Source organism: Gluconobacter roseus NBRC 3990, from assembly GCF_006538885.1.
Taxonomy (GTDB): domain Bacteria; phylum Pseudomonadota; class Alphaproteobacteria; order Acetobacterales; family Acetobacteraceae; genus Gluconobacter; species Gluconobacter roseus.
This window is the reverse complement of record NZ_BJLY01000002.1, coordinates 669809-692852: the sequence shown is the minus strand read 5'-3', so window position 1 is coordinate 692852 and position 23044 is coordinate 669809. Positions and strand designations below refer to the sequence as shown.

The following is a 23044-nucleotide window of genomic DNA, read 5'->3' as shown; positions in this document are numbered from 1 at the left end:
AATATCGAACAGTCAAAGCGGAGCTCCCGATTTATGAGCGAAATCCTTCAGGCCATCGCGTCACGGCGTGCCACCAAGCATTTTGATCCGGACTACAAGATTGCTGATGCAGAACTGACGGCCATTCTGGAAGCTGCACGTCATGCGCCTACGGCTTTCAATATCCAGAACCATCGGTTCCTTGTGGTCCGCGACAGGGAGCAGCGCCGCAGGATTCGGGCTGCTGCCTGGGACCAGCCGCAGGTCGAGGACTGTGCCGCCCTTATCGTAATGTGCGCTGATATCAAGGCCTGGGAGAAAGATCCTGCCCGGTACTGGAAGGATGCACCCGAGTCCGTGCGGGACGGATACATCAAAATGATTCGGTCCTATTATGAAGGACGTGAACAGGTGCAGCGGGATGAGGGGCTTCGTTCCTGCGGTCTGGCGGCCTATGCCCTCATGATGGCCGCATCGGCGCATGGTCTGCAGACCTGCCCCATGGACGGATTCGATTTTGATCAGGTCGGAAAGATTATCAATCTTCCAAAAGATCATGAGATTGTGATGTTTGTCGCGCTTGGACGTGAGGCATCATCTCCCCGGCCGCGCGGCGGATTTTTGCCTCTTGATGCAGTGGTTCAGTACGACTGCTTCTCTTGATTGCAAAATCTCAAGAAATAACAAGAGCTTTTTCAAGTGGGTGTTAGCTGTCTCCTTGCAATGGGACAAATGTTGTCCTACATCCCACGAGCACTTCAGAGCCAGTCTACTGAAGCGTAATGACGATCTCATGATCCCGCCGGTTTCTTTTGTCCGGGCCTGTTTCAGGTCCGGTTTTAACGGCGAGTCAGGGCATACTGTCATTTGCCATGAATGCCTGCGGCCAGTGGCTTGGCAGAATATATAGCGGTGCGGTTGCCTGAGCATGACCTTGCCGTCTCAAAGGAGAGGTCCATGACCAGTTTTGCTGAACTCAAGCTTGCCGAGCCAATTCAGAAGGCCCTTGCTGAAGAAGGTTATGTCACGCCGACGCCGATTCAGGCTGGTGCCATTCCCTATCTGCTGGAAGGACGTGATCTCCTGGGTCTCGCCCAGACCGGAACAGGCAAGACCGCAGCATTCGCACTGCCGATCCTGAACCACATCTTCTCAAATCGTCGTCCTGCGCCGCCGAAGGGTGTCCGTGCGCTGGTGCTCGCGCCGACGCGCGAACTGGCTTCCCAGATCGGTGAGAGCTTCGCTGCTTATGCGCGGCACATGAAGTTCTCCTATGCCGTCGTGTTCGGTGGTGTGGGGCAGGGGCGTCAGATCGAGGCAACTCGTCGTGGAGTTGACGTTCTCGTTGCTGCTCCCGGGCGTCTTCTGGATCTGATCGGCCAGAAGTACATTGATCTCTCCAGTCTCGAAATCCTCGTCCTCGATGAAGCCGACCGGATGCTGGACATGGGCTTTGTGCGCGATATTCAGCGCATCATGGCTCTGCTGCCGAAGCAGCGTCAAACCCTGCTGTTTTCGGCGACCATGCCGTCCTCCATCAGCGATCTGGCCCATTCACTCCTCAAGGACCCGGCGACGGTTCAGGTAACGCCTGAGTCGAGCACCGTTGATCGTATCAATCAGGCTGTCATGTTCGTTGACTCAGACAGCAAGAAAGATGCGGCTCTCATGCTGCTGGAAAGCCCGAGCGTTGCACGTGCCGTGGTCTTCACGCTGATGAAGCACGAAGCCAACAAAGTTGCCGAATTCCTGAACAAGAACGGGATCCGCGCAGAAGCCATTCACGGCAACAAGTCCCAGGGTGCCCGTGAGCGCGCCATGGCCGGTTTCCGCAGCGGCTCCATCAAGGCGCTTGTTGCAACGGACATTGCCGCACGTGGCATTGACGTGGATGAGGTCAGTCACGTCTTTAACTACGATCTGCCAAACGTTCCTGAATCCTACGTCCATCGTATCGGCCGGACGGCTCGTGCGGGACGTGAGGGCTGTGCGGTATCGCTGTGTGATGCCGAGCAGCGCGCATGGCTCAAGGATATCGAGAAGAAGATTGGCAAGCCTATTCCCGTCGTGACCGATCATCCGTTCCATTCCGAAGAAGCGCGTCTGTCGACGCTGCGTCCACCGGTTCTGGGTGGCGGTCGTGGCGGCGGTGGGGGTGGGCGCCGTCGCTCAGGCCCGCCATCGGGCGGCCGTCCGGGTGGCGGCCGTGGTGGCGCACCCGGACGCGGTGGTCCGCGCCCACGCTGATCCAGCTTTTTGGATAATCTAAAAACCGTCTCTGCAGAGGCGGTTTTTTTGTGTCTGAAAACCAAAAGACAGAGCAGAGGCTCAGCCCGGTTTGGGGAGTGCTGGATTCGGAACTCAGTTTGGAAATCTGGCGGAGAGGGTGGGATTCGAACCCACGATACGCTCTCACGTATGGCGGTTTTCAAGACCGCTGCCTTAAACCACTCGGCCACCTCTCCATCCGAAAAGGGTCTCATTTCTGAAAAGCCCTATGCGGATCTGGATGCTTCATGCGACGGGAAGCGTCTGCCGTCAAGTCGTCGTGTTACATGAACCCTTCCGCCTTACTTTTTGAAACGCAGGAGGGGGAGGTCAGCAACATTGAAGCGTGCCATTTAGGAGGGTATGGAGGCGCGATATCTGCGTCTCCGGCTGCCATAACCTCCAAGGATATGACGTCCATGACGATCTTTCGTCCCGCTGCTTTTCTTCCTGTCATCGCCGCTCTCGGGCTGGCGGTGGCTCCACTTGTGGCGTCTGCCGAAGGGCATCATGCTCCTGACAGCGTCCAGCCGCCTCCGGGAGGACCCCATGGTGGTCCAGGTCACATGATGCCTCCCATTCCACCTGGCATCACACTGACGGCCGTGCAGAAGGCGAAACTCAAGACCATCCTCGAAAAGGCGCATCAGGACGAGCATGCCCTGCGTCTTGAAGGGCGCGCCATCGAGGACAAGATCCATGCTGCGCTTGAAACCGCTGGTGATCTGGATCGCTCCGCTCTTGCGGACCTGAGCAAGCAGGAAGATGCAGTCAAGGCCAAGGTCTCCGCACTACATCTGGAGACCATGGAACAGCTTCATGATCTTCTGACGCCGGAACAGCGCCAGAAAGCCAAGGAGACCATGGACAAGCTCAAGGCTCTCCATGAGCAGATGAAAGCGCTGATGGGTCATCCGCCCGAGGGCGATCCGGATGATATGCCCTGAAAACTGCTGATCCTGCGTCTATCGCTTGACGCTTCGGTGCCAAGTCGATAGAGCAGTCCTGTTTCCGGACACGCCACCTCGCGAAGACTCGCGCAGTGGCGTGTTTCTGTTTGCTTTAAGGTGACCCGTTGTTCGATCAACTCTCAGGCAAGATGTCCGGTGTCCTCGAAGGGCTTTCCAAGAACGGGAAGCTCTCGGAGGCTGATGTCACCGAGGCCATGCGTGAAGTGCGTCTCGCCATGCTGGAGGCGGACGTTGCGCTGCCTGTGGTGCGGGACTTCGTCAACAAGGTCCGTGAACGCTCGGTCGGGCAGGAAGTGTTGGAAAGCGTTTCTCCCGGTCAGGCCGTGGCCAAGATCGTCAATGATGCACTGATCGACGCGCTTGGCGGGGCAGGGGCGGTTCCGCTGAACCTGTCCGCCAATCCGCCGGTGCCGGTCCTGATGGTGGGTCTGCAGGGTTCGGGTAAAACCACGACCTCCGGTAAGATCGCCCTGCGTCTGTCCAGTCGCGAGCACAAGAAAGTCCTTCTGGCCAGCCTCGACGTCCAGCGGCCGGCGGCGCAGCTCCAGCTCCAGCAACTGGCTGAGCGCGTCAACGCCAAGACGGGGCGTGTTCAGGCCCTGCCGATCATTGCCGGCCAGTCTCCCGTTCAGATCGCAAAGCGTGCGCTCGAAACGGGTCGTCTTGAAGGTTATGATGTTGTCATCCTCGATACGGCAGGCCGTCTGTCGATCGATGAGGCGCTGATGGATGAAGTGCGGGAAATCCGCACGCTCACCAAGCCGGCCGAGACGCTGCTGGTCGTCGATGCGATGACCGGTCAGGACGCCGTGAACACGGCCAAGGCCTTCAACGAGGCTGTCGGCATCACCGGCGTTGTCATGAGCCGTATGGACGGCGATGCCCGCGGTGGCGCGGCCCTGTCCATGAAGGCCATCACCGGTGCGCCGATCAAGCTGACGGGCTCGGGTGAGAACCTTGAAGCGCTTGAAGAATTCCATCCCGAGCGCGTTGCCGGCCGTATTCTCGGTCTGGGTGACGTGGCCGGGCTGGTGGAACGTGCGGCCGAAACCCTCGATCACGAGGAAGGCGAGCGCGTCGCCAAGAAGATGCTCGCGGGCAAGTTCGACCTGGATGACTATGTCTCCCAGATCGACCAGATCAACCGCATGGGCTCGATTTCCGGTATTCTCGGCATGATGCCGGGGATGGGAAAGATCAAGGATATGCTGGGTGACAAGGAGCTCGATACGTCGATCTTCAAACGTCACAAGGCCATCATTTCCTCGATGACGAAGCAGGAGCGCAAGACGCCCGAGATCATCAAGGCGTCCCGCAAGAAGCGCATTGCGGCTGGTTCGGGAACCACGGTTCCGGAGATCAACCGTCTGCTCAAACAGTTCAACGACATGTCCACCATGATGAAGCGTATCAGCAAAATGGGCCTTGGTGGCCTGATGCGCGGCATGGGTGGTGCAGGTGGTCTGGCTGATCTGATGAAGGGCATGGGTAGCCCCGGGGGTAAGCCCGGTGGACGCCCGCCCTTCGGCTGATCCGCCCCGTTTTTTACAAGTCTGTCTCTCAGGAGTATTTCATGAGCCTCAAGATCCGCCTTGCACGTGCAGGTGCCAAGAAGCGTCCTTACTACCACATCGTTGTTGCTGATAGCCGCAGCCCGCGCGACGGCCGTTTCATCGAGAAGGTCGGTTCCTACAACCCGATGCTGCCGGCTGACCATGCCGACCGTATCCGTCTGGTTGACGACCGCATCAAGCACTGGCTGTCCAACGGCGCCCTCGCCACGGACCGTGTTGCCCGTTTCCTCGGCAATGCAGGCCTTGCTCCGAAGCCAACCTACAACGAGCAGCCGAAGAAGTCCGCTCCGAAGGCGAAGGCTCAGGAGCGCGCCAAGGCTGCCGCCGCTGCTGCCGCGGCCTGATTGAGCCGCTTTTCAGGAAGTCCGAGACGTGCCCCGCTTCAACCCTGACAGTGATGTCCTGATTGCTACCGTCGGTCGCCCGCACGGTGTTCGCGGTCTGGTGCATCTTCATGCTGCCACTGACGATCCGGCTTCGGTCGAGACGCTCGGTACGCTGCATGATGCGCAGGGCAGGACATGGACGGCGCGCTGGGTTTCGGCGGGCGTTGCCGCGCTCACGGATGCAGACGGGCAGGATCTTCCTGACCGTAATGCTGCCGAGCGGCTGGTCAATGCCAAGCTGTATGTTCCGCGTGCGGTTCTTCCCGATACCGGGGATGACGAGTTCTATCATGCCGATCTGATCGGCATGACGGCAGTCTCGGAAGACGGGGATGTTCTGGGAACGGTTTCGGTAGTTCACGATTACGGCGCAGGCGTCAGCCTCGAAGTGGATCGTGGTCTGATCGTGCCGTTCACGCTGGCCTGTGTGCCCCGCGTGGACCTTGCAAAACGGGAAGTGGTTCTCATCCCTCCCGTTGAAGTCGAGGTCGAGGGGGATCTGTCCGGCGAGGTCCAGGTGCGGGCATGAGCTGGCGCGCGGATATCCTGACCCTTTTCCCGGACATGTTCCCGGGGCCGCTTGGGTTCTCCCTTGCGGGCCGGGCGCTGGAGCGGGGGATCTGGTCCTGTGAGGCGCATGACCTGCGCCAGCACGGACTGGGACGTCACCGGGCCGTGGATGACACGCCTTTCGGTGGCGGAGCCGGCATGGTGATGCGGGCAGACGTTCTGGATACGGCCCTCTCGGCGCTTCCCGCGCTGGATGGTCGTCCGGTCGTCTATCCGACACCGCGGGGACGGCGCATGTCGCATGAAGATGCGGAGCGTCTGTCGTCCGGTCCGGGGGTCGTCGTTCTCTGCGGCCGTTTCGAAGGGGTGGATGAACGCGTTCTGGAAAAGCACGATATCGAGCAGCTCTGCATGGGCGATGTCGTGCTGTCGGGTGGAGAAATTCCCGCCCTGACGCTTCTGGATGCCTGCGTCCGTCTTCTTCCCGGCGTCATGGGATCGGACGTCAGCGGTCAGGACGAGAGCTTTGCCGACGGGCTTCTTGAATATCCACAGTACACCAAGCCGGCAGTGTGGGACGGGCAGGACGTGCCCGACATTCTTCTCTCCGGCAACCATGGTGCCATCGCCCGCTGGCGCCATGAACAGTCAATCGCCGTCACGAAGGCGCGCCGCCCGGACCTCTGGGATGCGTATCTGGCACGACAGCAGGTCCATTGAAGTTTTGTTTTCAGGAGTTTGGTCATGAACATTATCCAGCAGTATGAGGCGCGCGAGATCGAGCGTCTTTCCGGCGTTCGCGCTGTTCCCGAGTTCGTTGCAGGTGACACGGTCCGCGTTGGCGTCCGCGTTGTCGAAGGTACGCGTGAGCGTGTGCAGAACTTCGAAGGCGTTGTCATTGCCCGTTCCAACAAGGGCCTGAACAGCAACTTCACGGTTCGCAAGATCTCCAACGGTGAAGGCGTGGAGCGTGTGTTCCCGCTGTACGCACCGTCGATCGCCAGCATCGAAGTCGTGCGTCGCGGTAAGGTCCGTCGTGCGAAGCTGTATTATCTGCGTGGCCGTTCGGGCAAGTCCGCCCGTATTGCCGAGCGTCCCCGCGATCTGCCGAAGGCGGACAGCAAGGCCGCTTCCTAAACCGTTCGGAGTAGAGACAGGATGCCCGTTACCAATTCGCCCAGGACCCTTTTTGACAAGATCTGGGACGATCATGTCGTCGAACGTCTCGAGGACGGGACGTGCATCCTCTACATCGACCGGCACCTCGTTCATGAGGTGACAAGTCCGCAGGCTTTTGAAGGCCTGCGGATGTCCGGGCGTCGCGTGCGTCGTCCGGATGCCACGGTGGCCGTGGTGGACCATAACGTTCCCACGTCCGACCGTTCCAAGCCGATCGAGGAGCCGGAAAGCCGCCTCCAGATCGAAACGCTTGAGAAGAATGTCGCCGAGTTCGGCGTTCCCTATTTCCCGCTGCGCTCCGCCTCTCAGGGCATCGTGCATGTTGTCGGGCCGGAGCAGGGCATTTCCCTACCGGGTATGACGATTGTCTGCGGTGACAGCCACACCTCCACCCACGGTGCGCTCGGTTCGCTGGCGTTTGGCATTGGCACGTCCGAGGTCGAACATGTGCTCGCGACCCAGACGATCCTGCAGAAGCCGGCGAAGAACATGCGCGTCTCCGTCGAGGGCAAGGTCGGCCCCGGCGTGACCGCCAAGGACATCATGCTGGCCATTATCGGCCGGATCGGTACCGCTGGCGGGACCGGGCATGTCATTGAATTTGCTGGCTCTGCGATCCGCGATCTGGACATGGCCGGCCGCATGACGCTGTGCAACATGTCCATCGAAGCCGGTGCGCGTGCCGGTCTGGTGGCCCCTGATGAGACGACCTTCGCCTATGTGAAGGGCCGTCCGTTTGCCCCGAAAGGTGAGGCGTTCGAGCAGGCCTGTGATTACTGGCGCAGCCTGGCTTCTGATGAAGGCGCCTATTTCGATACGGAAGTCACGCTCGCCGCTGAAGAAATCGTCCCGTCCATCACCTGGGGTACGAGCCCTCAGGACGTGCTGCCGATTACAGGGTCCGTGCCGTCTCCGTCAGATGAGGCGGACCCGGCACGTGCGGCCCAGATCCAGCGTGCGCTGGACTATATGGGCCTTGAAGCCGGACAGACGATCGCCGGAACGCCCGTGGATGTGGTGTTCATTGGTTCCTGCACGAACAGCCGTCTGGAAGACCTGCGTGCTGCTGCGGACGTGGTTCGTGGACGTCACGTGGCGGAAGGTGTTCGCGCCATGATCGTTCCGGGCTCCGGGCTGGTGAAGCATGCGGCCGAGGCTGAAGGTCTGGACAAGGTCTTTCTGGATGCCGGTTTTGAATGGCGTGAGGCAGGCTGTTCGATGTGTCTGGGCATGAACCCGGACCGTCTGACGCCGGGTCAGCGCTGCGCTTCGACATCCAACCGCAATTTCGAAGGACGTCAGGGTCCGGGTGGGCGGACGCATCTGTGCTCGCCAGCCATGGCGGCGGCAGCGGCTGTTACGGGACGTCTGTGCGACGTGCGTGAACTGGTGAAGGAGACGGTCTGATGGACAAGTTCACGGAACTGACCGCCATTGCGGCGCCGATGCCGACCGAGAACATCGATACGGATCAGATCATTCCGGCGCGCTTTCTCAAGACCATTCAGCGGACTGGTCTGGGCAAGAACGCTTTTGCGGCCCAGCGTTATGACGCCGATGGCAATGAAAATCCGGATTTTGTGCTCAATCAGGAGCCTTACCGGCATGCCGAGATCCTGATCACATACGATAATCTGGGATGCGGCTCCTCGCGTGAGCATGCGCCCTGGGCGCTGCTGGATTTTGGAATCCGCTGCGTTATTGCGCCCAGCTTTGCCGACATCTTTTTCAATAACTGCTTCAAGAATGGCATTCTCCCGATCCGGCTGCCGCGCGAGATCTGCGACGAACTGATGGATGATGCCCGTCAAGGGTCAAATTCGCGTCTGACGGTGGATCTGGAACGTCAGGTGATCGTGCGTCCGAACGGTGAAACCATCGCTTTCGATGTCGATCCGTTCCGCCGCCACATGCTGCTGGAAGGTCTGGACGATATCGGACAGACCATGGCGCATGATGCCGAGATCACCAGTTTCGAGCACCGTCCGAGCCGTGCCTGGGTGCCGTCAATTACCATGGGAACTTCAAAATGAGCGACGCACACAAGCTTCTGGTTCTGGCCGGAGACGGCATCGGCCCGGAAGTCATGCGCGAAGTCGCACGGATCGTGCACTGGATGAGTGCACATCGCGGGCTGAAGCTTGAAATCACGGAAGAACTCGTCGGTGCGGCGTCTCTGGCGGTGCATGGCGTGCCGATCCGCGATGAAGTCATTGAGCTGGCCCGTCAGTCCGACGCCGTCCTGTTCGGTTCGGTTGGTGATCCGGCCTGGAGCCATGTCAGTTTTGACAAGCGTCCGGAAGTCGCGATCCTCAAGCTCCGCAAGGAACTTGAACTGTTCGCCAACCTGCGTCCGGCCAAGCTCTTTGATGCTCTGATCGATGCGTCTGCTCTGAAGCCGGAAGTTGTGCGCGGACTGGATCTGATGATCGTCCGTGAGACAGTCGGTGGCATCTATTTCGGTGAGCCGCGCGGGATCGAGACGCTTCCCGATGGCTCGCGCCGCGGGATCAATACGGAAGTCTATACGACTTCAGAAATTGAGCGCGTGGCCCGTGTGGCTTTCGATCTCGCCCGCAAACGCGACAACCGCGTCTGCTCGGTCGAGAAGTGCAATGTTATGGAAAGCGGCCTCCTGTGGAAGGAAGTCGTGATCGACATTCACAAACGCGAATATCCGGACGTCCAGCTGTCCCACATGCTGGCTGATAACTGCGCCATGCAGCTTGTCCGTGATCCGAACCAGTTCGACGTGATTGTCACGGGTAATCTGTTTGGCGATATTCTTTCCGATCTGGCCTCCATGCTGACCGGGTCGCTTGGCATGCTTCCGTCGGCCACGCTTGGTCCGGTTCGTGCTGATGGCAAACGCAATGCCCTGTACGAGCCGATCCATGGCAGCGCACCGGATATCGCAGGCAAGGGGATCGCCAATCCTCTGGCCCAGATCCTCTCCTTCGCCATGCTGCTGCGTTACTCGCTCAACCGGGGTGAAGATGCGGATCTGATCGAGACGGCCGTGTCCAACGTTCTGGCTTCGGGTCTGCGGACCGCCGATATCATGTCGCCGGGGATGGCGCGCGTCGGGACTGAAATGATGGGGCAGGCGGTTCTTCGCGAGATGGAAAAACTGGCCTGAGTTTCAGCTTTGACCTATTTTCAAGGCGTCTTTCCGAAAGGAAGGGCGCCTTTTTTGTTGTCTGTCGCCCGGCGGGCTGTGGTCAAAACTGCTCGAACGCGTCTAGGATCGCGATATCGAAATGATCCGGAAACCTGTCATGTCCTTTATTGCCGACCGTCTGAACCGTATCCTTCCCAGCCAGACGATTGCCGTGACCCAGAAAGCGCGTGCCCTGAAGGCTGAAGGCCGTGACATCATCAGCCTTTCCGCAGGTGAGCCGGATTTCGATACGCCTGACTTCATCAAACGGGCGGCGATCCGGGCCATTGAGGCCGGCAAGACGAAATATACGGACGTTGCAGGAACGCTTGAGCTTCGCAAGGCCGTGGCGGCGCGTCTGAACGCTGATTTCGATCTGGATTACAAGGCCGAGGAAATCTGTGTTTCCACGGGCGGCAAGCAGGTTATCTATAATGTGATGGTCTCGACCCTGAATGCCGGGGACGAGGTCATCATTCCGGCTCCTGCTTGGGTCTCCTATCCCGATATCGTGACGCTGGCTGATGGCACGCCCGTCATTGTCCAGACGAACCCGGAAAACGGCTTCCGTCTGACCGCCGAACAGCTTCGTGCCGCGATCACGCCCCAGACAAAGTGGCTCTGCCTTAACTCGCCCTGTAATCCGACAGGCGCGGCTTACGATACCGAGGCACTCAAGGCCCTGACGGATGTGTTGCTGGACTATCCGGATATCTGGATCCTGACAGACGATATGTACGCCAAGCTCCTGTATGACGGCGTCGTTGCAAAGACTGTGGTGCAGGTCGAGCCGCGTCTGCGTTCACGCACCGTGACGATGAACGGCGTGTCCAAGGCCTATGCCATGACGGGCTGGCGGATCGGATTTGCCGCGGCTCCGGTTGAACTGACCCGGCAGCTCGTCAAACTGCAGGGACAGAGCACGAGCAATCCGTGTTCCATTGCGCAGGCTGCTGCGCAGGAAGCCGTGTCCGGTCCACAGGATTTCATTTCCGAAATGGTGGCGGTCTATCAGGAACGGCGCAATCTGGTCATCGGGATGCTGAATGATGCGCCAGGTCTGAGCTGTGCGCTTCCGGAAGGGGCATTTTATGCGTTCCCGTCAATTGCCGGAGTTCTGGGCAAGACAAGCAAGGGGGGACGCTTCATCGACAGCGACGAGGCTTTTGTGAATGCCCTGCTTGAAGAGACCGGAGTTGCGGCCGTGCATGGTACGGCGTTTCTGACGCCGGGGTATTTCCGCATTTCCTATGCAACCAGCACGGAACTGCTAAAGGAAGCCTGCACCCGGATTCAGATTTTCTGTCAGGGGCTTTCATGAGTTTTACCATCGCTTCACGCCTCGCAGGGCTTCCCAAGCCCGCAACGATTGCGATGGCGGCACGCGCACGTGAACTGAAGGCGCAGGGCGCGGATGTTATTTCGCTTGCACTGGGGCAGCCGGATTTTCCATCGCCACCCGAGGCGATCGAAGCTGCCTATGCTGCGGCCAAGGCCGGTGATACCGGCTATCCGCCAATTCCGGGTCAGAAGCCACTGATCGAGGCCATCATCCGGAAGTTCCGTCGTGATAATGGTCTGGAGGTCACGCCTGACCGGATCATGGTTGCGAATGGTGGCAAGCAGGTCATCTTCAATGCATTGATGGTGTCGCTGGAAACCGGCGATGAAGTCATCGTGCCTGCGCCGTACTGGGTCAGCTATCCGCTGATTACCCGGATGCTTGGCGGGGTTCCGGTCGAAATTCGCTGTCGGGAAGAAAATGGTTTCCGTCCCGATCCCGAAGCCATCCGCGAGGCTATTACGCCCCGGACGAAATGGCTGGTGCTGAACTTCCCGAACAATCCGACAGGTGCCATCCTCGAACGGCAGGATCTCGAAGCCATTGCGGATGTGCTGCGTGATGCGCCGCATGTCCTCGTGATGAGTGACGAGATCTATGAGCATCTGACGTTTGATGGTCGCAAACACCTGTCCCTGCTGAGTGTTGCGCCGGATCTGGCGGATCGCATCCTGATCGTGAACGGGATGGCCAAGGCCTACGCGATGACGGGATGGCGTGTCGGCTTTGCCTGCGGACCGGTTCCACTGATCCAGGGGATGATCGCGGTTCAGGGAAATTCCACCTCCGGCGTGTGCACGCTCGCTCAGGCTGGATCGGTCGCTGCTCTGGATGGGGATGCGGATGGGATCGCCGGGATGCTGGAGACGTATGAGCGTCGGCGCGGTCTTGTTGTGGGAGCGCTTCAGGATGTGCCGGGTCTGACCTGCGTGATGCCGGAAGGCGCGTTCTATGCCTATCCGGGCGTGGCAGCCCTGATCGGCGGAACATCGGGACAGGGACGGCTACTCGATACGGATGTGGCCTTTGCGGAAGCGCTTCTGGACGAAGTGCATGTCGCAACAGTGCCGGGATCTGCGTTCGGATACAGTCCGTATCTGCGTCTGTCCTTCGCGGCATCGGATGAACAGCTTGCGGAAGCCTGCCGCCGGATCGCGCAGTTTGTGGGTGAGATCCGACGGCCCTGACAGGCATGGACGCAAAGGCGGGAGACTGGCAGAATTGTGCCATGACAAAGACGCTCCCTCCCTTTTCCGAACTGTCTTTTCCCCGGCCTGACGAACAGTCGCTCAAGGCCCGTTACGATGCCATCGCAGCCATGCTTGATGCGGGTGATCGCGTGGAAGCCCTTCAGGCTTTTGATGCGGTCCGACGCGAGTATGAGTCTTGGGCATCGCACGTCCATTTACAGTTTTCGCGCAATACGCAGGACGAGACTGCAAAAGCGGACCGGGATTATGCCGATCGGCTGTCTCCGGTTGCGACCGATCATGAGGTGACGGTGAAGAAGCGCCTTCTGGCGGATTCTGACCGTGAAGGTCTTGAGGCCATCGTGACGCCGCATGTGGTCCGGCTCTGGGAATCGGATACGACAACCTTTGATCCGCGTATCAGCACGGATCTTGAGGAAGAGGCACGGCTGACGGGAGAATACACCGCGCTCCTCGCATCGGCGAAAATTCCGTTCGATGACAAGACGCTCAATCTGTCTGGGCTGGTGCCTTATCTTCAGGGACTGGATCGCGAAATCCGTCATGACGCCGAAAAGGCGCGCTGGACCTTCTTTGAGAAGAACGGAGCAGAGCTGGACGCGCTTTATGGCAAGCTCGTCGCCCTGCGTGACCGGATGGCGAAGACGCTTGCCTTTGAGAACTATATCGAGCTTGGTTATCGCCGGATGCGCCGCACGGATTATGGTCCGGAGCAGGTTGCAGCGTTCCGTGAAAAGGTGCTGGCTTATGTCACGCCGCTTATCAGTTCGCTTATGGAGCGTCGCCGCCTGAAAATGGGCTGCGACAGACTGATGGCCTGGGACGAGGCTCTCATTGACCTTCAGGGAAATCCTGAACCCGCAGGTGACCATGATCTGCTGGTTGCACGGGCGGAAACCATGTTCCGCGAGCTAGATCCTTCGGGGGAAATGGCCGACTTTTACGTCCAGATGCGGGATCTGGGGTATCTTGATCTGAAGAACCGGGACGGCAAGGCTGGTGGCGGGTTCTGCACATCATTTCCAACAGTTGGAACGCCCTATATTTTTGCCAATTTCAATGGCACCCATAATGACATTGGGGTCTTCACCCATGAGATGGGTCATGCGTTCCAGAACTGGAAAAGCCGTGATTTGCCGTGGATCGATCAGCTCTGGCCGACCATGGAGGCTGCGGAAATCCATTCCATGGGGCTGGAGTTCCTGACCTGGCCGCAGATTGGCGAACTGGTTGAAGAGGGTGCGGCGGATCGGTATCGCCGGATGCATCTGATCGATGCGCTGTCGTTCTTCCCGTACGGCGTCTGCGTGGATCACTTCCAGCATGAAGTTTATGCCCGTCCGGACATGACGCCGGAGGAACGGCACGAGACATGGCAGCGGCTTGAAAAGCTTTACATGCCGTGGCGGGACTGGGGTGATCTGGAATATCCGGCGAAGGGTGGACGCTGGCAGGCGCAGCTCCATATCTACCGTCTGCCGTTTTATTACATTGATTATGCGCTGGCACAGTGCTGTGCGTTGCAGCTCTGGCTGGGTTCACGTCTGGATCGGGAAGGGACGCTGGAAACGTATCGCAGGCTTTGCGCTGAGGGCGGCTCGAAACCCTTCGCCCAGCTTGTGTCCGAAGCGGGACTGACCTCTCCGTTCGAGGCCGATGTTCTGGCAGAGGTCATGCATGAGGCCGAGCAGGTCCTTGCCCTCTGAGTTTGGAGTGAGGCTCCGGAAAAAGCCGGAGCCTCAAGGGCTTATCCGCGTTTGTTCCAGCCTGAGATGAGGTCCAGAACGGCCTGCGGAGACATGCTGCGGGCATTGCCTAGCGCCGTAGAGCCGTCGCCGTTCAGGGCATGGCCGTCCGGTGTTACGATGATGACGGTCGGCACGGCCTTGATCGTCACGCCATAGCGTTCGGCGAGATCAAGGTTGGTGTTGATGCGTCCCACGTTAACCGGGACCACGACGAACTGGCTGTCCAGCCAGCGTGCGGCATCAGGCAGGGCAAAGATGCCGCTGAGCATCTTGCAGTCCGGGCACCAGTTGCCACCGAAATCGAGCAGGACCTTGCGGTGCGTTTTCTGCGCCAGTGCAAAGGCCTGCGCCACCTGATCATGAGCCACCGCCGTGTCCGGATAGGGCGTGGCGACAGGAGGGGCTGATGTTTCACTCAGCTGGGGTGCAGGGACTGCTGGCATGGTGGATGCGGCCTGTGCCGGAAGGGTTGCGGTGAGCGCCAGACCGAGGCCGGCAGCGGCAAGAAAGGAACGGCGCATGAAAAAGGCTTTCATTGATGTTGTCTTCTGCATGCCATAACGCAGAATGACAGGAACAGATGATTAAAGCCCAAATCCTACGAAAGGTCATGCGTTTGAAAAAGCCAGCAGCACGTCAGCAAGCCGCGCCGTCACGTGAAGTCAGTGTCACGGAAACCTTGATCCGGACTGTCATCCTCGTGGGGCTCACGCTGGCTTTCGCTTCAGTGTTTCGTTTCTGGCAGCCTGCGATCAAACTTGCGCAGCATGTGGCGGGAACGTCCGCCTGGCAGGAACTGTACAGTCTGTTTCATATTGAATCCGGTCTCGGGCGCGAACAGTTGATCCTGACCGGGATCATGATTGTCTGTTTTCTTACGGCTCTTGCCGTCCAGTCCATCGGACTGCTGGTTTTTCAGCGAATCAGGAAAAGCCGGAGTTGATCGCCGTTCAGTTCTAGAACGGACGACGCAGTGCGGATGCTGCGGCAAGACACCAGGCGATCATGAGCATCGTGCCGCCATAAGGCGCAATTCGCCCAATCGACATTGGCCCCAGCTTCAGATTGAACAGGGCGAGCAGCGTAACCGGTACGCAGAACAGAACCATGCCGACCGCCATGCACAGACAGGCCAGGCGGATCAGTTTCGGCGACAGACGGGCAGCGTTCAGGGACAGCACGCACAGACCCAGTGCATGCCACATCTGGATTTCAACTGCGGAATGCAGCATGGCCCGTCCGCCTGGGGCGGCAAAAAGCCGGTCCGGCAGATGTGCAGAAAGTGCGCCCAGCATGACCCCGGATGCAGCAGACAGGGCGGCAAATATGAAACTTCCCCGGAGCAGATCGGGCAGACTGGCGCGGACAGGATTTGCGGACATGCCGTGAATGTATCATGTGTTGTCTGAACAGCGAATGAGAGACTGTCATGAGTGGAATGTCAGTCTGTCGCGGCCTGTCCTTCGCAGGAGAGGCGCGTTTGAAAAAGGAAGCTTCAATGACCGTTTCATATGTCCGCCTGTGCCTGTCCGCCGGTCTTCTCGCCGGTCTGGCCGCCTGTAATGCTCCCGATGCGCCGCCGGCTCCGGCTCTGCCGAGTGTTGCCTCCACCTACAAGCTGACCACGGCGGATGCGGCATTCATCCAGCAGGTCGATGAAATGGATCAGACGCAGATCGCCATCGCAACGCTTGCAGCCACCCACAGCAACAGCGACGTCATCAAGGCATTCGCGACGACGGTTCAGGGCGACCACACGACGAACCAGAAGGCTGTTGCCAAGATCGCTTCGGACGCCAACCTGACGGTTGCGGCTAAGATCGATGCAGCCGATCAGGAGCATGTCGATTCGTTCTCCCATCTGTATGGTGCAGCATATGACCGCATGTTCCTGCGGGATGTCGTGAGCGTCCGTACCGCGGATCTGGACAAGGCCATCACGACGGCCAAGGCCTCCGGTGGCACGCCCGATATCAAGACGCTGGCTTCGGATACGGACAAGCTGCTGACCGATCATACCTCCCGTGCGCATGACCTGATGGGGGATCATACGATCCGTCATCACGCAAAGCATAAGAGAAGCCGCTGAGCATAACGTAAGGAAGACGGAACAGGCATGAGCATCCGGATCGACAGGATCGTAACCCGTGGGGGGGATAGCGGACAGACGTCGCTGGGGGACGGGACACGTGTGTCCAAGTCCTCGCCCCGTATTGAAGCCATGGGGACTGTCGATGAGCTCAATGCCCAGCTGGGTATTCTGTGCTGTTACATGGCGCAGGACGCCCGGACATCAGGTCTTGTTAATGAAGTTCGGCAGATCCAGTCCTGCCTCTTCGATCTTGGAGCGGATCTGTGTCTTCCCGATCCTGAACGCTCTCCCAGCCTGACCGCGGAAGCCAGCACATGGCTTGAGGTGAGGCTGGAAGACATGCGCCAGCACCAGCAGGCGCTGAAAAGCTTCGTTCTGCCGGGCGGAAGCTTTGTGGCGGCCCATGCCCATCTCGTCAGGACAGTTGCGCGCCGGGCGGAACGTCGGGTGGCCGTGCTGGAACATGCCCCGTCAGAGGCCCTGCGCTTTCTGAACAGACTGTCCGATTACTTCTTTGTTCTTGCCCGTCACGCCAATAATGATGGTGAAACGGATATTCTCTGGTCTCCGGGACGCTGGCATCAGAAGAAAACATAAGCATCCGCTTATTGTTTTGATGACAGAATGCGCCTGAAGTGCTAGGAAGCTCGCGTCAGAACGCTGGAGTTCCTCCAGACGAGTCGACTTTTCATATCCTTGTCAGGACATGTCGTTGCTGAGTGGGCCAAGGCCCGGTCAGCTTTTCTGCCTTTTGGCAGGCCTGTCCGGCAGGGGAGAAATCTATAAATATCATATTGGTTGAAGAATACAGAATGCAGGACGAGCATCAGGTTAACGAAGAAGACAAGCTGCGACAGGCTCTGGCCCGTCTTGGAGCGGGGGCTTCCTCCCGTTCCTCCAAGCCACGGCCCGTGACCTCCACACCGGAGCGTCGCCGTCGCTTTGTCCGTGATGGACAGGTCGTTGTCGAACATCAGGGAGGCCGGGGTATTGCTGCCCGTAATCCCAGCCAGGAAGATCAGGAAGAAATCGAGCGTCTGCGCCAGTCGGTCAAGCGCGAGCAGCGTCGCTGGGAAGAGGCCGAGCGGAGCCTGACGGAAGTCCGGTCCCAGCTCAAGGCGTTTGAAACCCGCGAAGCTCATGCGAAGATCCAGATTAGCGAACTGAACCGCGAGCTGCGCGAAAACCAGGACGCAATCCAGACCCTGAAGGCCTGTCTCCATCAGGCCCGTGAGCAGGCTGCCGAAGCTGCGCGCCGTGCGCCGCGTCCGGTTGGACGCCCTCGCAAGGAACCTGTCCAGGAAACTGTTGTGGCAGATGATGTGGATGTGGCCGAGCAGGAGCCCGTGCAGTGGTGGGTGAAGGCCTGATTACAGGCCTTCACTTTGTTACTGTGACTGTCTGACCTGACGTCCGAACCAGAGCAGGACGCCACAGAAGACAGCCCAGCCGAGCCCTGCATTCAGCAGGGTCGGTATGGGAAGGGCCAGGGTATCGGCGCTTCCCGTGGCACCGGCCATTGCTGCCAGCGCCACGCCGATCAGGCTTTCTCCGACAATGAAGCCTGAGGCGATCATCGTTCCCTGCTCTTTGGGGAAGCTACGCAGCAGCCATCCGAGCCCTGCACCAATTCCGATCGTGACCGAGACATCTGCCGGAAGGTAGATGCCCATGCCGACGGCCAGTGGCGGAAGCGCCAGATTGCGGCGGCGCAGTACGATATCCAGTACGACCAGAACCACGCCGATGGCGGCCCCGATTTCCAGCATCAGCCAGTCGAGTTGATGGGTCAGGATGCCGGTGGCAATGGCGGCCATCAGGGCGGGCTGGGGAGCTGCGAGTGCCCGTGTGGGATCCATATCCGCGCGAGGTACTGCTCCTACGAAGCCGTAAGCCTGATACAGGACCTGAAGCACCCAGGGGACCACGACTGCGCCGACGGCACAGCCGATCAGCAGGGCGACTTCCTGCTTCCAGGGAGCTGCGCCGACAAGCTGGCCGGTCTTGAGGTCCTGGAGGTTGTCATTGGATACGGCTGCGGAGGCCGTGATGGCGGAGAGGACGAAGAGACCGAAAGCGATGGCAATCGGGCGCTGTTCGACTGTGAGCAGTCCACCGCTTTCCAGCCCCCATAGAGCTACCGAAATCGCGATGATGGCGATGATCCCGACGCCGGAGATGGGCGAGGAGGACGAACCGATGATCCCGGCCATGTAACCGCAGGCGCTTGCGACCAGAAAGCCGAGTCCGAAACAGGCGATCAGGCCCAGAATGACGAGGGTGAACAGAGCGCCACCATGGGACATGACGGGCCACAGGAAGTAGGTGAACAATCCTGCCAGCAGCACGGCGATGCCTGCGCACAGGCTGATCAGCGTACGGGGTGTCAGATCGCGGTCGCTGTCATCTCCGGTGGCTTGATGGGTGATCGAGAGGGCTTCCTTCAGACCCTGTGCCACCGGTTTAGCGAGCGCCAGCAGGGTCCAGATTGCCGAGACGGCAATGGCGCCTGCGCCGATGAAACGGACCTTGTGCAGCCAGAGTCCGGTCGCGTCAGCCAGCGGGTTGGCAGTCGGGGCCACATGACCCAGAACGGGCACCATCACGCCCCAGGCCAGCAACACGCCAAGCAGCATCGCAATGCCTCCGCCAATGCCGACCAGATATCCGGTTCCCAGCAGGGCGAGGGAGAAACTGCCGCTCAGGCGGAAAGCGGATGATCCGACGACGGTGGCGGCGGAAAATCCGTCTGACAGAAGACGTAGCCCCGAAGTGGCAAACGCGATTGCGCCAGAGACGAGAGTGCCGAGCGTCAGGGATTTCAGGCTCTGTGCGTCGCCTTCGGGTGAGGAGGCGCGCAGGATTTCCGCGCAGGCTGTACCCTCGGGATAAGGCAGGTCGGAGTTGCTGACGAGGGCACGGCGCAGTGGAATGGTGAAGACAACGCCGGTCATGCCGCCGGCCATGGTGAGCAGGAGCGTTACGACATACGGAAACTCGTGCCAGTATCCGACCATGATAAGGGCAGGGAACGCCGCGAACACACAGGACAGGGTGCCGGCGGCCGAGGCCTGCGTCTGGACCATGTTGTTTTCCAGCATTGTGCCACCGCCCATCAGGCGCAGGACAGCCATCGAAATGATCGTGGCTGGAATGGATGAACCGAATGTCAGGCCGATTTTCAGGCCCAGATAGACGTTTGCTGCCGTAAACACGACCGTGATGAGGGCTCCGAGAATAATCCCGCGGAGGGTCAGTTCGCGACTGTCCATGTGTTTCAGTTCCGGAATGATGTCAGAAGCAGGACATGAAAATCCTGCCTGTATGTCGGATCTTGCATGCGGCAGTCGTGAGTGTTGAACGGACTGCCGCCATTATCTGAAGGAGCGCCTTGGCGGACGCTCTGTCGGTTACTGGGTGTGGGAATGGAAAGTGACCGGAACGAGATGTTCGCGGTTATATCCCAGTTCGCCATGCGTCAGCTGGTAACCGATTTCCAGCGTGTAGGGATTTTCCTGCGCCATGTTCTCTGTCGCCGGCAGATCGATCAGGCGCAGATTCGTGCGTACGCTCTGGGTGCTGACATTGGCCGGGAAGCGGAAGCTGTCGGTGAAGACTTTTTTGTCCACGATCTTGCCGTCACGCATGATGACAATGAAGTAAGGCACATCCATCGTGTTGCTGGTGGCGGCCGGACCGCGCGTCAGCGTCATGGCGAGGCTCAGGCGGGTGCGGACGGTCTGATGATCGTGCGGGCCGTCAGGGCCGCGTTCGCAGTCGCCTGCGAGAGATGTGATCTGGGCGTGGCCGACCAGACTGCCGATATCGGCGCTCTTTCCGTCATAGACGAACTGGTCCGCTGCCGGTCCCGGAATATCGAGGGCCGGGCAGGCGGGCGCGAAGACGCTGGGATTGGATTCGTCGCAGCCGGCCAGACTCGAAAGCGCCACGAGGGCAAAAGCCGGAGCAAACAGGGGCGAGGCGAAGCGCCGGATGGCTGGCATCAGCTGAAGAAACTCCCAACAAAGCGGCCCGGACGTTGCGACGAGAGGCAATCCGGTCGATACTGGTCCTACATATCGAACTCCGCCCGCTTGGGGAACACCATGTCAGAACAGACGACTTTCGCTCCTTCCCGCACCGACGGTGTGGAAGCCCCTAAAACCCTTCGCGTCCTGCTCGCCGGTCCGCGTGGATTCTGTGCCGGTGTGGACCGTGCCATCCGTGTCGTGGAAGAAGCCCTCCGCCGTTATGGCGCTCCGGTCTATGTCCGCCACGAGATCGTCCATAACCGGACTGTCGTGGAAGGACTGGAAGCCAAGGGCGCCATTTTCGTCGAGGAACTGGACGAAGTTCCGGAAGACGGACATGTCGTTTTCTCGGCCCATGGCGTTCCCAAGGCTGTTCCGGCAGAAGCCCAGCGCCGCAACCTGCTTTATCTGGATGCGACCTGCCCGCTGGTCTCGAAGGTGCATCGTGAGGCAGAGCGTCACTTCGCAGGCGGCGGTCCGGACCAGCGTCACATCCTGATGATCGGCCATGCCGGCCATCCGGAAGTCGTGGGCACGATGGGGCAGCTTCCGCCGGGCGCCGTTACGCTCATCAACGATGCGGAAGAAGCCCGCACGATCCAGCCGGAAGATCCGACGAAGCTTGCGTTCATCACGCAGACCACGCTTTCGGTCGATGATACGGCCGAGATCGTGGATATCCTGCGTTCGCGCTTCCCGCTCATTGAAGGGCCGAAGCGCGAGGACATCTGCTATGCCACGACCAACCGTCAGGAAGCCGTGAAAGCGATTGCGCCCGAGAGCGATCTGGTGATCGTGATCGGTTCGCCGAACTCGTCCAACTCGCAGCGTCTGCGCGAAGTGGCCGAGCGTTCCGGTGCGCGTCGTGCGCTGCTGGTGCCGAAGCTCGAAAACCTTGACTGGAGCGTCCTTGAAGGCGTGGAGACGCTGGGCATCAGTGCCGGTGCGTCCGCTCCCGAGAGCCTCGTGCAGGAAATGGTGACGGCTCTGGCCGAGAAGTACACGCTCAAGATCGAAGAGCGGATCGTCAAGGAAGAGAACATCAACTTCCGTCTGCCCGGTCCGCTGGCTGGCGAGGACGACTGATTTCTCATGGCCGTCTATACGGAACTGGCGGCCGAGACGCTCGAAGCGTTTCTTGGCACTTACGAGATCGGGACGCTGGTCTCGTTTCATGGCATCGCCGAGGGTGTCGAAAACAGTAACTTCCTCCTCCGGACCACGGAGGGGGATTTTATTCTCACGCTGTTCGAACGCCGTGTGAATGCTGCTGAACTCCCGTGGTTTCTGGGACTGATGCAGCATCTGGCGGGGCGGGGGCTGAACTGCCCGCTTCCCGTATCGGACCGGAGCGGGACAGCGTTGCGGATTCTTGCGGACCGCCCCGCAGCCATCACCACATTTCTTCCGGGTGTGTCCGCGACCCAGCTCGATGCAGGGCTGTGTCTGGAACTCGGTAAGGCTCTGGCTACACTGCATCTTGCCGGTGAAGGCTATGAGGCGGTGCGGCCCAATGCGCTGTCTGCCTCGGCCTGGGGACCGCTTCTCGACAGCTGTGGGGAAAGCGGGGATGCGCTTGCGCCCGGTCTGACGGCGGAAGTTCGGGCAGCTCTTCAGAAAATCGAGGCTGCCTGGCCCGCAGTGGATGAACTTCCGCGCGGGCAGATCCATGCGGATCTGTTTCCGGACAATGTGTTTTTCCAGAACGGTCAGGTCTCGGGTCTGATCGACTTCTATTTCGCCTGCACGGATTTTCTGGCTTACGATCTGGCGATCTGCCTGAATGCCTGGTGTTTCCGGAACGAAAAGACGTTTGAGCCGTCTTTTGCGGCGGCCGTTCTGCAGGGTTACCAAAGCATCCGCCCCCTTTGTGAGGCGGAGAAATCAGCCCTTCCGGTGCTCTGCCAGGGCGCTGCGATCCGGTTTCTGCTGACCCGGCTCTATGACTGGATCAATACGCCAGCCGATGCGCTGGTTACCCGCAAGGATCCGCTGGCCTATCTGCTGCGTCTGCGTCATTTCGCGGATATGAAACATGTCTGAGGCGTCTTCGGAGCGGCCTCGGGTTGAAATCTGGACAGACGGCGGGTGCAAGCCCAATCCGGGCCCCGGTGGCTGGGGAGCGCTTCTGGTCTGTCGTGGTCAGGAGAAAGAACTGCTGGGCGGCCATCCGGAGACCACCAATAACCGGATGGAACTGACGGCTGCGGCCGAAGCGCTGGAAGCCCTCAAACGCCCCTGCGTTGTGACACTGCATACGGACAGCGAATATCTGCGTAACGGCATCACGCGCTGGCATACCGGCTGGGTGCGGCGGAAATGGCGCAATGCGGCGGGCGATCCCGTGGCCAATATGGATCTGTGGCAGCGGATCCTTAATGCCGCGAAGGCGCATGAGATCGAATGGCTCTGGGTCAAAGGTCATTCGGGAGACGAAAACAACGAACGCGTGGATCAGCTTGCGACACGGGGGCGGGAAGAGCTCTGAAAAAACGGCGGTTTTTCGCAGGTCTTTGAAGAGAAACGAAAAAATCTCTCAAAAAAATGCACTTTAGGGGTTTACCGGACCCGGCCATTTGGCTACATACCACCT

General features: G+C 59.7%; 25 protein-coding genes and 1 tRNA gene. 21 read left to right on the top strand and 5 right to left on the bottom strand.

Going from position 1 to position 23044, the window contains the following annotated elements; genetic code table 11:
* The first annotated feature begins 33 nt into the window (after nucleotides 1–33).
* Together GRO01_RS07195 and GRO01_RS07190 are read left to right on the top strand one after the other, a co-directional pair.
* Nucleotides 34–642: a nitroreductase family protein gene (locus tag GRO01_RS07195; protein WP_062509982.1), complete on the top strand. Its 609-nt coding sequence runs from the start codon at nucleotides 34–36 to the stop codon at nucleotides 640–642.
* A 294-nt stretch (nucleotides 643–936) separates the two neighbouring features.
* Nucleotides 937–2226, top strand: coding sequence for a DEAD/DEAH box helicase (locus tag GRO01_RS07190; protein ID WP_062509984.1), 1290 nt, complete (start codon nucleotides 937–939; stop codon nucleotides 2224–2226).
* A 128-nt stretch (nucleotides 2227–2354) separates the two neighbouring features.
* Here GRO01_RS07190 and GRO01_RS07185 read toward each other — a convergent pair.
* Nucleotides 2355–2444, bottom strand: a tRNA-Ser gene (locus GRO01_RS07185).
* 222 nt (nucleotides 2445–2666) lie between these two features.
* Between GRO01_RS07185 and GRO01_RS07180 the strand changes: the two genes are divergently transcribed.
* The 12 genes from GRO01_RS07180 (at nucleotide 2667) to GRO01_RS07125 (ending at nucleotide 14286) form a co-directional block, all read left to right on the top strand.
* Complete coding sequence (locus GRO01_RS07180; RefSeq protein ID WP_062509985.1) at nucleotides 2667–3194, top strand: Spy/CpxP family protein refolding chaperone; 528 nt, start codon at nucleotides 2667–2669, stop codon at nucleotides 3192–3194.
* A 128-nt stretch (nucleotides 3195–3322) separates the two neighbouring features.
* On the top strand, nucleotides 3323–4750 hold the full coding sequence (gene ffh / locus GRO01_RS07175; protein WP_062509986.1) for a signal recognition particle protein: 1428 nt from the start codon (nucleotides 3323–3325) through the stop codon (nucleotides 4748–4750).
* Nucleotides 4751–4791: 41 nt separating this feature from the next.
* Nucleotides 4792–5136 carry a 30S ribosomal protein S16 gene (gene rpsP, locus GRO01_RS07170; RefSeq protein WP_062509988.1) on the top strand — a complete coding sequence of 115 codons (345 nt, stop codon included), beginning with the start codon at nucleotides 4792–4794 and terminating at the stop codon, nucleotides 5134–5136.
* 28 nt (nucleotides 5137–5164) lie between these two features.
* Nucleotides 5165–5707, top strand: a complete 543-nt coding sequence (gene rimM / locus GRO01_RS07165; RefSeq protein WP_062509989.1) for a ribosome maturation factor RimM — start codon at nucleotides 5165–5167, stop codon at nucleotides 5705–5707.
* Nucleotides 5704–6408 carry a tRNA (guanosine(37)-N1)-methyltransferase TrmD gene (trmD, locus tag GRO01_RS07160; protein WP_062509991.1) on the top strand — a complete coding sequence of 235 codons (705 nt, stop codon included), beginning with the start codon at nucleotides 5704–5706 and terminating at the stop codon, nucleotides 6406–6408. Before rimM ends, trmD begins: the two co-directional genes overlap by 4 nt.
* 24 nt (nucleotides 6409–6432) lie before the next feature.
* The gene (gene rplS, locus GRO01_RS07155; protein WP_062509992.1) at nucleotides 6433–6825 is read left to right on the top strand and encodes a 50S ribosomal protein L19; all 393 of its coding nucleotides are present in this window, start codon (nucleotides 6433–6435) and stop codon (nucleotides 6823–6825) included.
* Between the two features lie 21 nt (nucleotides 6826–6846).
* On the top strand, nucleotides 6847–8274 hold the full coding sequence (leuC, locus tag GRO01_RS07150) for a 3-isopropylmalate dehydratase large subunit (protein WP_062509993.1): 1428 nt from the start codon (nucleotides 6847–6849) through the stop codon (nucleotides 8272–8274).
* Nucleotides 8274–8900: a 3-isopropylmalate dehydratase small subunit gene (gene leuD / locus GRO01_RS07145; protein ID WP_062509994.1), complete on the top strand. Its 627-nt coding sequence runs from the start codon at nucleotides 8274–8276 to the stop codon at nucleotides 8898–8900. Before leuC ends, leuD begins: the two co-directional genes overlap by 1 nt.
* Complete coding sequence (gene leuB, locus GRO01_RS07140) at nucleotides 8897–10006, top strand: 3-isopropylmalate dehydrogenase (RefSeq protein WP_062509995.1); 1110 nt, start codon at nucleotides 8897–8899, stop codon at nucleotides 10004–10006. The genes leuD and leuB overlap by 4 nt, the downstream gene beginning before the upstream one ends.
* A gap of 139 nt (nucleotides 10007–10145) precedes the next feature.
* A complete protein-coding gene (locus GRO01_RS07135; protein WP_062509996.1) occupies nucleotides 10146–11348 on the top strand; it encodes a pyridoxal phosphate-dependent aminotransferase in 1203 nt (400 codons plus the stop codon).
* Complete coding sequence (locus GRO01_RS07130) at nucleotides 11345–12556, top strand: pyridoxal phosphate-dependent aminotransferase (RefSeq protein WP_062509997.1); 1212 nt, start codon at nucleotides 11345–11347, stop codon at nucleotides 12554–12556. The genes GRO01_RS07135 and GRO01_RS07130 overlap by 4 nt, the downstream gene beginning before the upstream one ends.
* A gap of 41 nt (nucleotides 12557–12597) precedes the next feature.
* Nucleotides 12598–14286 carry a M3 family oligoendopeptidase gene (locus GRO01_RS07125; RefSeq protein ID WP_062509998.1) on the top strand — a complete coding sequence of 563 codons (1689 nt, stop codon included), beginning with the start codon at nucleotides 12598–12600 and terminating at the stop codon, nucleotides 14284–14286.
* Nucleotides 14287–14327: 41 nt separating this feature from the next.
* On the opposite strand, the gene GRO01_RS07120 is transcribed toward GRO01_RS07125, so the two are convergent.
* Nucleotides 14328–14849, bottom strand: a complete 522-nt coding sequence (locus GRO01_RS07120) for a TlpA family protein disulfide reductase (protein ID WP_231490342.1) — start codon at nucleotides 14847–14849, stop codon at nucleotides 14328–14330.
* Between the two features lie 89 nt (nucleotides 14850–14938).
* Here GRO01_RS07120 and GRO01_RS07115 point away from each other — a divergent pair, with 89 nt between their 5' ends.
* Entirely contained in the window at nucleotides 14939–15271 is a 333-nt protein-coding gene (locus tag GRO01_RS07115; protein WP_062510002.1) for a hypothetical protein, read from the top strand.
* 13 nt (nucleotides 15272–15284) lie between these two features.
* Here the strand turns inward: GRO01_RS07115 and GRO01_RS07110 are convergent, their stop codons facing one another.
* Nucleotides 15285–15710, bottom strand: coding sequence for a DUF423 domain-containing protein (locus tag GRO01_RS07110; RefSeq protein ID WP_062510004.1), 426 nt, complete (start codon nucleotides 15708–15710; stop codon nucleotides 15285–15287).
* Nucleotides 15711–15826: 116 nt separating this feature from the next.
* Here GRO01_RS07110 and GRO01_RS07105 point away from each other — a divergent pair, with 116 nt between their 5' ends.
* From GRO01_RS07105 to GRO01_RS07095, 3 genes are all read left to right on the top strand, one after another.
* Nucleotides 15827–16417: a DUF4142 domain-containing protein gene (locus GRO01_RS07105; protein ID WP_062510006.1), complete on the top strand. Its 591-nt coding sequence runs from the start codon at nucleotides 15827–15829 to the stop codon at nucleotides 16415–16417.
* 27 nt (nucleotides 16418–16444) lie between these two features.
* A complete protein-coding gene (locus GRO01_RS07100) occupies nucleotides 16445–17017 on the top strand; it encodes a cob(I)yrinic acid a,c-diamide adenosyltransferase (protein ID WP_062510008.1) in 573 nt (190 codons plus the stop codon).
* Between the two features lie 215 nt (nucleotides 17018–17232).
* Complete coding sequence (locus GRO01_RS07095) at nucleotides 17233–17790, top strand: hypothetical protein (RefSeq protein ID WP_062510010.1); 558 nt, start codon at nucleotides 17233–17235, stop codon at nucleotides 17788–17790.
* An 18-nt stretch (nucleotides 17791–17808) separates the two neighbouring features.
* Here the strand turns inward: GRO01_RS07095 and GRO01_RS07090 are convergent, their stop codons facing one another.
* Together GRO01_RS07090 and GRO01_RS07085 are read right to left on the bottom strand one after the other, a co-directional pair.
* Nucleotides 17809–19692: an OPT family oligopeptide transporter gene (locus GRO01_RS07090; protein WP_371857387.1), complete on the bottom strand. Its 1884-nt coding sequence runs from the start codon at nucleotides 19690–19692 to the stop codon at nucleotides 17809–17811.
* A 138-nt stretch (nucleotides 19693–19830) separates the two neighbouring features.
* Nucleotides 19831–20424, bottom strand: a complete 594-nt coding sequence (locus GRO01_RS07085; protein WP_062510014.1) for a hypothetical protein — start codon at nucleotides 20422–20424, stop codon at nucleotides 19831–19833.
* A gap of 102 nt (nucleotides 20425–20526) precedes the next feature.
* On the opposite strand from GRO01_RS07085, the gene ispH reads away from it, so the two are divergent.
* From ispH to rnhA, 3 genes are read left to right on the top strand one after another with little or no spacing between them, the layout of a single operon-like run.
* A complete protein-coding gene (gene ispH, locus GRO01_RS07080; protein ID WP_062510016.1) occupies nucleotides 20527–21537 on the top strand; it encodes a 4-hydroxy-3-methylbut-2-enyl diphosphate reductase in 1011 nt (336 codons plus the stop codon).
* 6 nt (nucleotides 21538–21543) lie between these two features.
* The gene (locus tag GRO01_RS07075; RefSeq protein WP_062510018.1) at nucleotides 21544–22494 is read left to right on the top strand and encodes a homoserine kinase; all 951 of its coding nucleotides are present in this window, start codon (nucleotides 21544–21546) and stop codon (nucleotides 22492–22494) included.
* On the top strand, nucleotides 22487–22939 hold the full coding sequence (rnhA, locus tag GRO01_RS07070) for a ribonuclease HI (RefSeq protein WP_062510020.1): 453 nt from the start codon (nucleotides 22487–22489) through the stop codon (nucleotides 22937–22939). The genes GRO01_RS07075 and rnhA overlap by 8 nt, the downstream gene beginning before the upstream one ends.
* Nucleotides 22940–23044 lie beyond the last annotated feature (105 nt).

What these genes read in the sequence shown, in the direction of transcription:
- GRO01_RS07195 (WP_062509982.1), top strand. Translation starts at nt 34, where the DNA reads ATGAGCGAAATCCTTCAGGCCATCGCGTCACGGCGTGCCACCAAGCAT.
- GRO01_RS07190 (WP_062509984.1), top strand. Translation starts at nt 937, where the DNA reads ATGACCAGTTTTGCTGAACTCAAGCTTGCCGAGCCAATTCAGAAGGCC.
- GRO01_RS07180 (WP_062509985.1), top strand. Translation starts at nt 2,667, where the DNA reads ATGACGATCTTTCGTCCCGCTGCTTTTCTTCCTGTCATCGCCGCTCTC.
- rpsP (WP_062509988.1), top strand. Translation starts at nt 4,792, where the DNA reads ATGAGCCTCAAGATCCGCCTTGCACGTGCAGGTGCCAAGAAGCGTCCT.
- trmD (WP_062509991.1), top strand. Translation starts at nt 5,704, where the DNA reads ATGAGCTGGCGCGCGGATATCCTGACCCTTTTCCCGGACATGTTCCCG.
- rplS (WP_062509992.1), top strand. Translation starts at nt 6,433, where the DNA reads ATGAACATTATCCAGCAGTATGAGGCGCGCGAGATCGAGCGTCTTTCC.
- leuC (WP_062509993.1), top strand. Translation starts at nt 6,847, where the DNA reads ATGCCCGTTACCAATTCGCCCAGGACCCTTTTTGACAAGATCTGGGAC.
- leuD (WP_062509994.1), top strand. Translation starts at nt 8,274, where the DNA reads ATGGACAAGTTCACGGAACTGACCGCCATTGCGGCGCCGATGCCGACC.
- leuB (WP_062509995.1), top strand. Translation starts at nt 8,897, where the DNA reads ATGAGCGACGCACACAAGCTTCTGGTTCTGGCCGGAGACGGCATCGGC.
- GRO01_RS07135 (WP_062509996.1), top strand. Translation starts at nt 10,146, where the DNA reads ATGTCCTTTATTGCCGACCGTCTGAACCGTATCCTTCCCAGCCAGACG.
- GRO01_RS07130 (WP_062509997.1), top strand. Translation starts at nt 11,345, where the DNA reads ATGAGTTTTACCATCGCTTCACGCCTCGCAGGGCTTCCCAAGCCCGCA.
- GRO01_RS07125 (WP_062509998.1), top strand. Translation starts at nt 12,598, where the DNA reads ATGACAAAGACGCTCCCTCCCTTTTCCGAACTGTCTTTTCCCCGGCCT.
- GRO01_RS07120 (WP_231490342.1), bottom strand. Translation starts at nt 14,849, where the DNA reads ATGCGCCGTTCCTTTCTTGCCGCTGCCGGCCTCGGTCTGGCGCTCACC.
- GRO01_RS07115 (WP_062510002.1), top strand. Translation starts at nt 14,939, where the DNA reads ATGCGTTTGAAAAAGCCAGCAGCACGTCAGCAAGCCGCGCCGTCACGT.
- GRO01_RS07110 (WP_062510004.1), bottom strand. Translation starts at nt 15,710, where the DNA reads ATGTCCGCAAATCCTGTCCGCGCCAGTCTGCCCGATCTGCTCCGGGGA.
- GRO01_RS07105 (WP_062510006.1), top strand. Translation starts at nt 15,827, where the DNA reads ATGACCGTTTCATATGTCCGCCTGTGCCTGTCCGCCGGTCTTCTCGCC.
- GRO01_RS07100 (WP_062510008.1), top strand. Translation starts at nt 16,445, where the DNA reads ATGAGCATCCGGATCGACAGGATCGTAACCCGTGGGGGGGATAGCGGA.
- GRO01_RS07095 (WP_062510010.1), top strand. Translation starts at nt 17,233, where the DNA reads ATGCAGGACGAGCATCAGGTTAACGAAGAAGACAAGCTGCGACAGGCT.
- GRO01_RS07090 (WP_371857387.1), bottom strand. Translation starts at nt 19,692, where the DNA reads ATGGACAGTCGCGAACTGACCCTCCGCGGGATTATTCTCGGAGCCCTC.
- GRO01_RS07085 (WP_062510014.1), bottom strand. Translation starts at nt 20,424, where the DNA reads ATGCCAGCCATCCGGCGCTTCGCCTCGCCCCTGTTTGCTCCGGCTTTT.
- ispH (WP_062510016.1), top strand. Translation starts at nt 20,527, where the DNA reads ATGTCAGAACAGACGACTTTCGCTCCTTCCCGCACCGACGGTGTGGAA.
- GRO01_RS07075 (WP_062510018.1), top strand. Translation starts at nt 21,544, where the DNA reads ATGGCCGTCTATACGGAACTGGCGGCCGAGACGCTCGAAGCGTTTCTT.
- rnhA (WP_062510020.1), top strand. Translation starts at nt 22,487, where the DNA reads ATGTCTGAGGCGTCTTCGGAGCGGCCTCGGGTTGAAATCTGGACAGAC.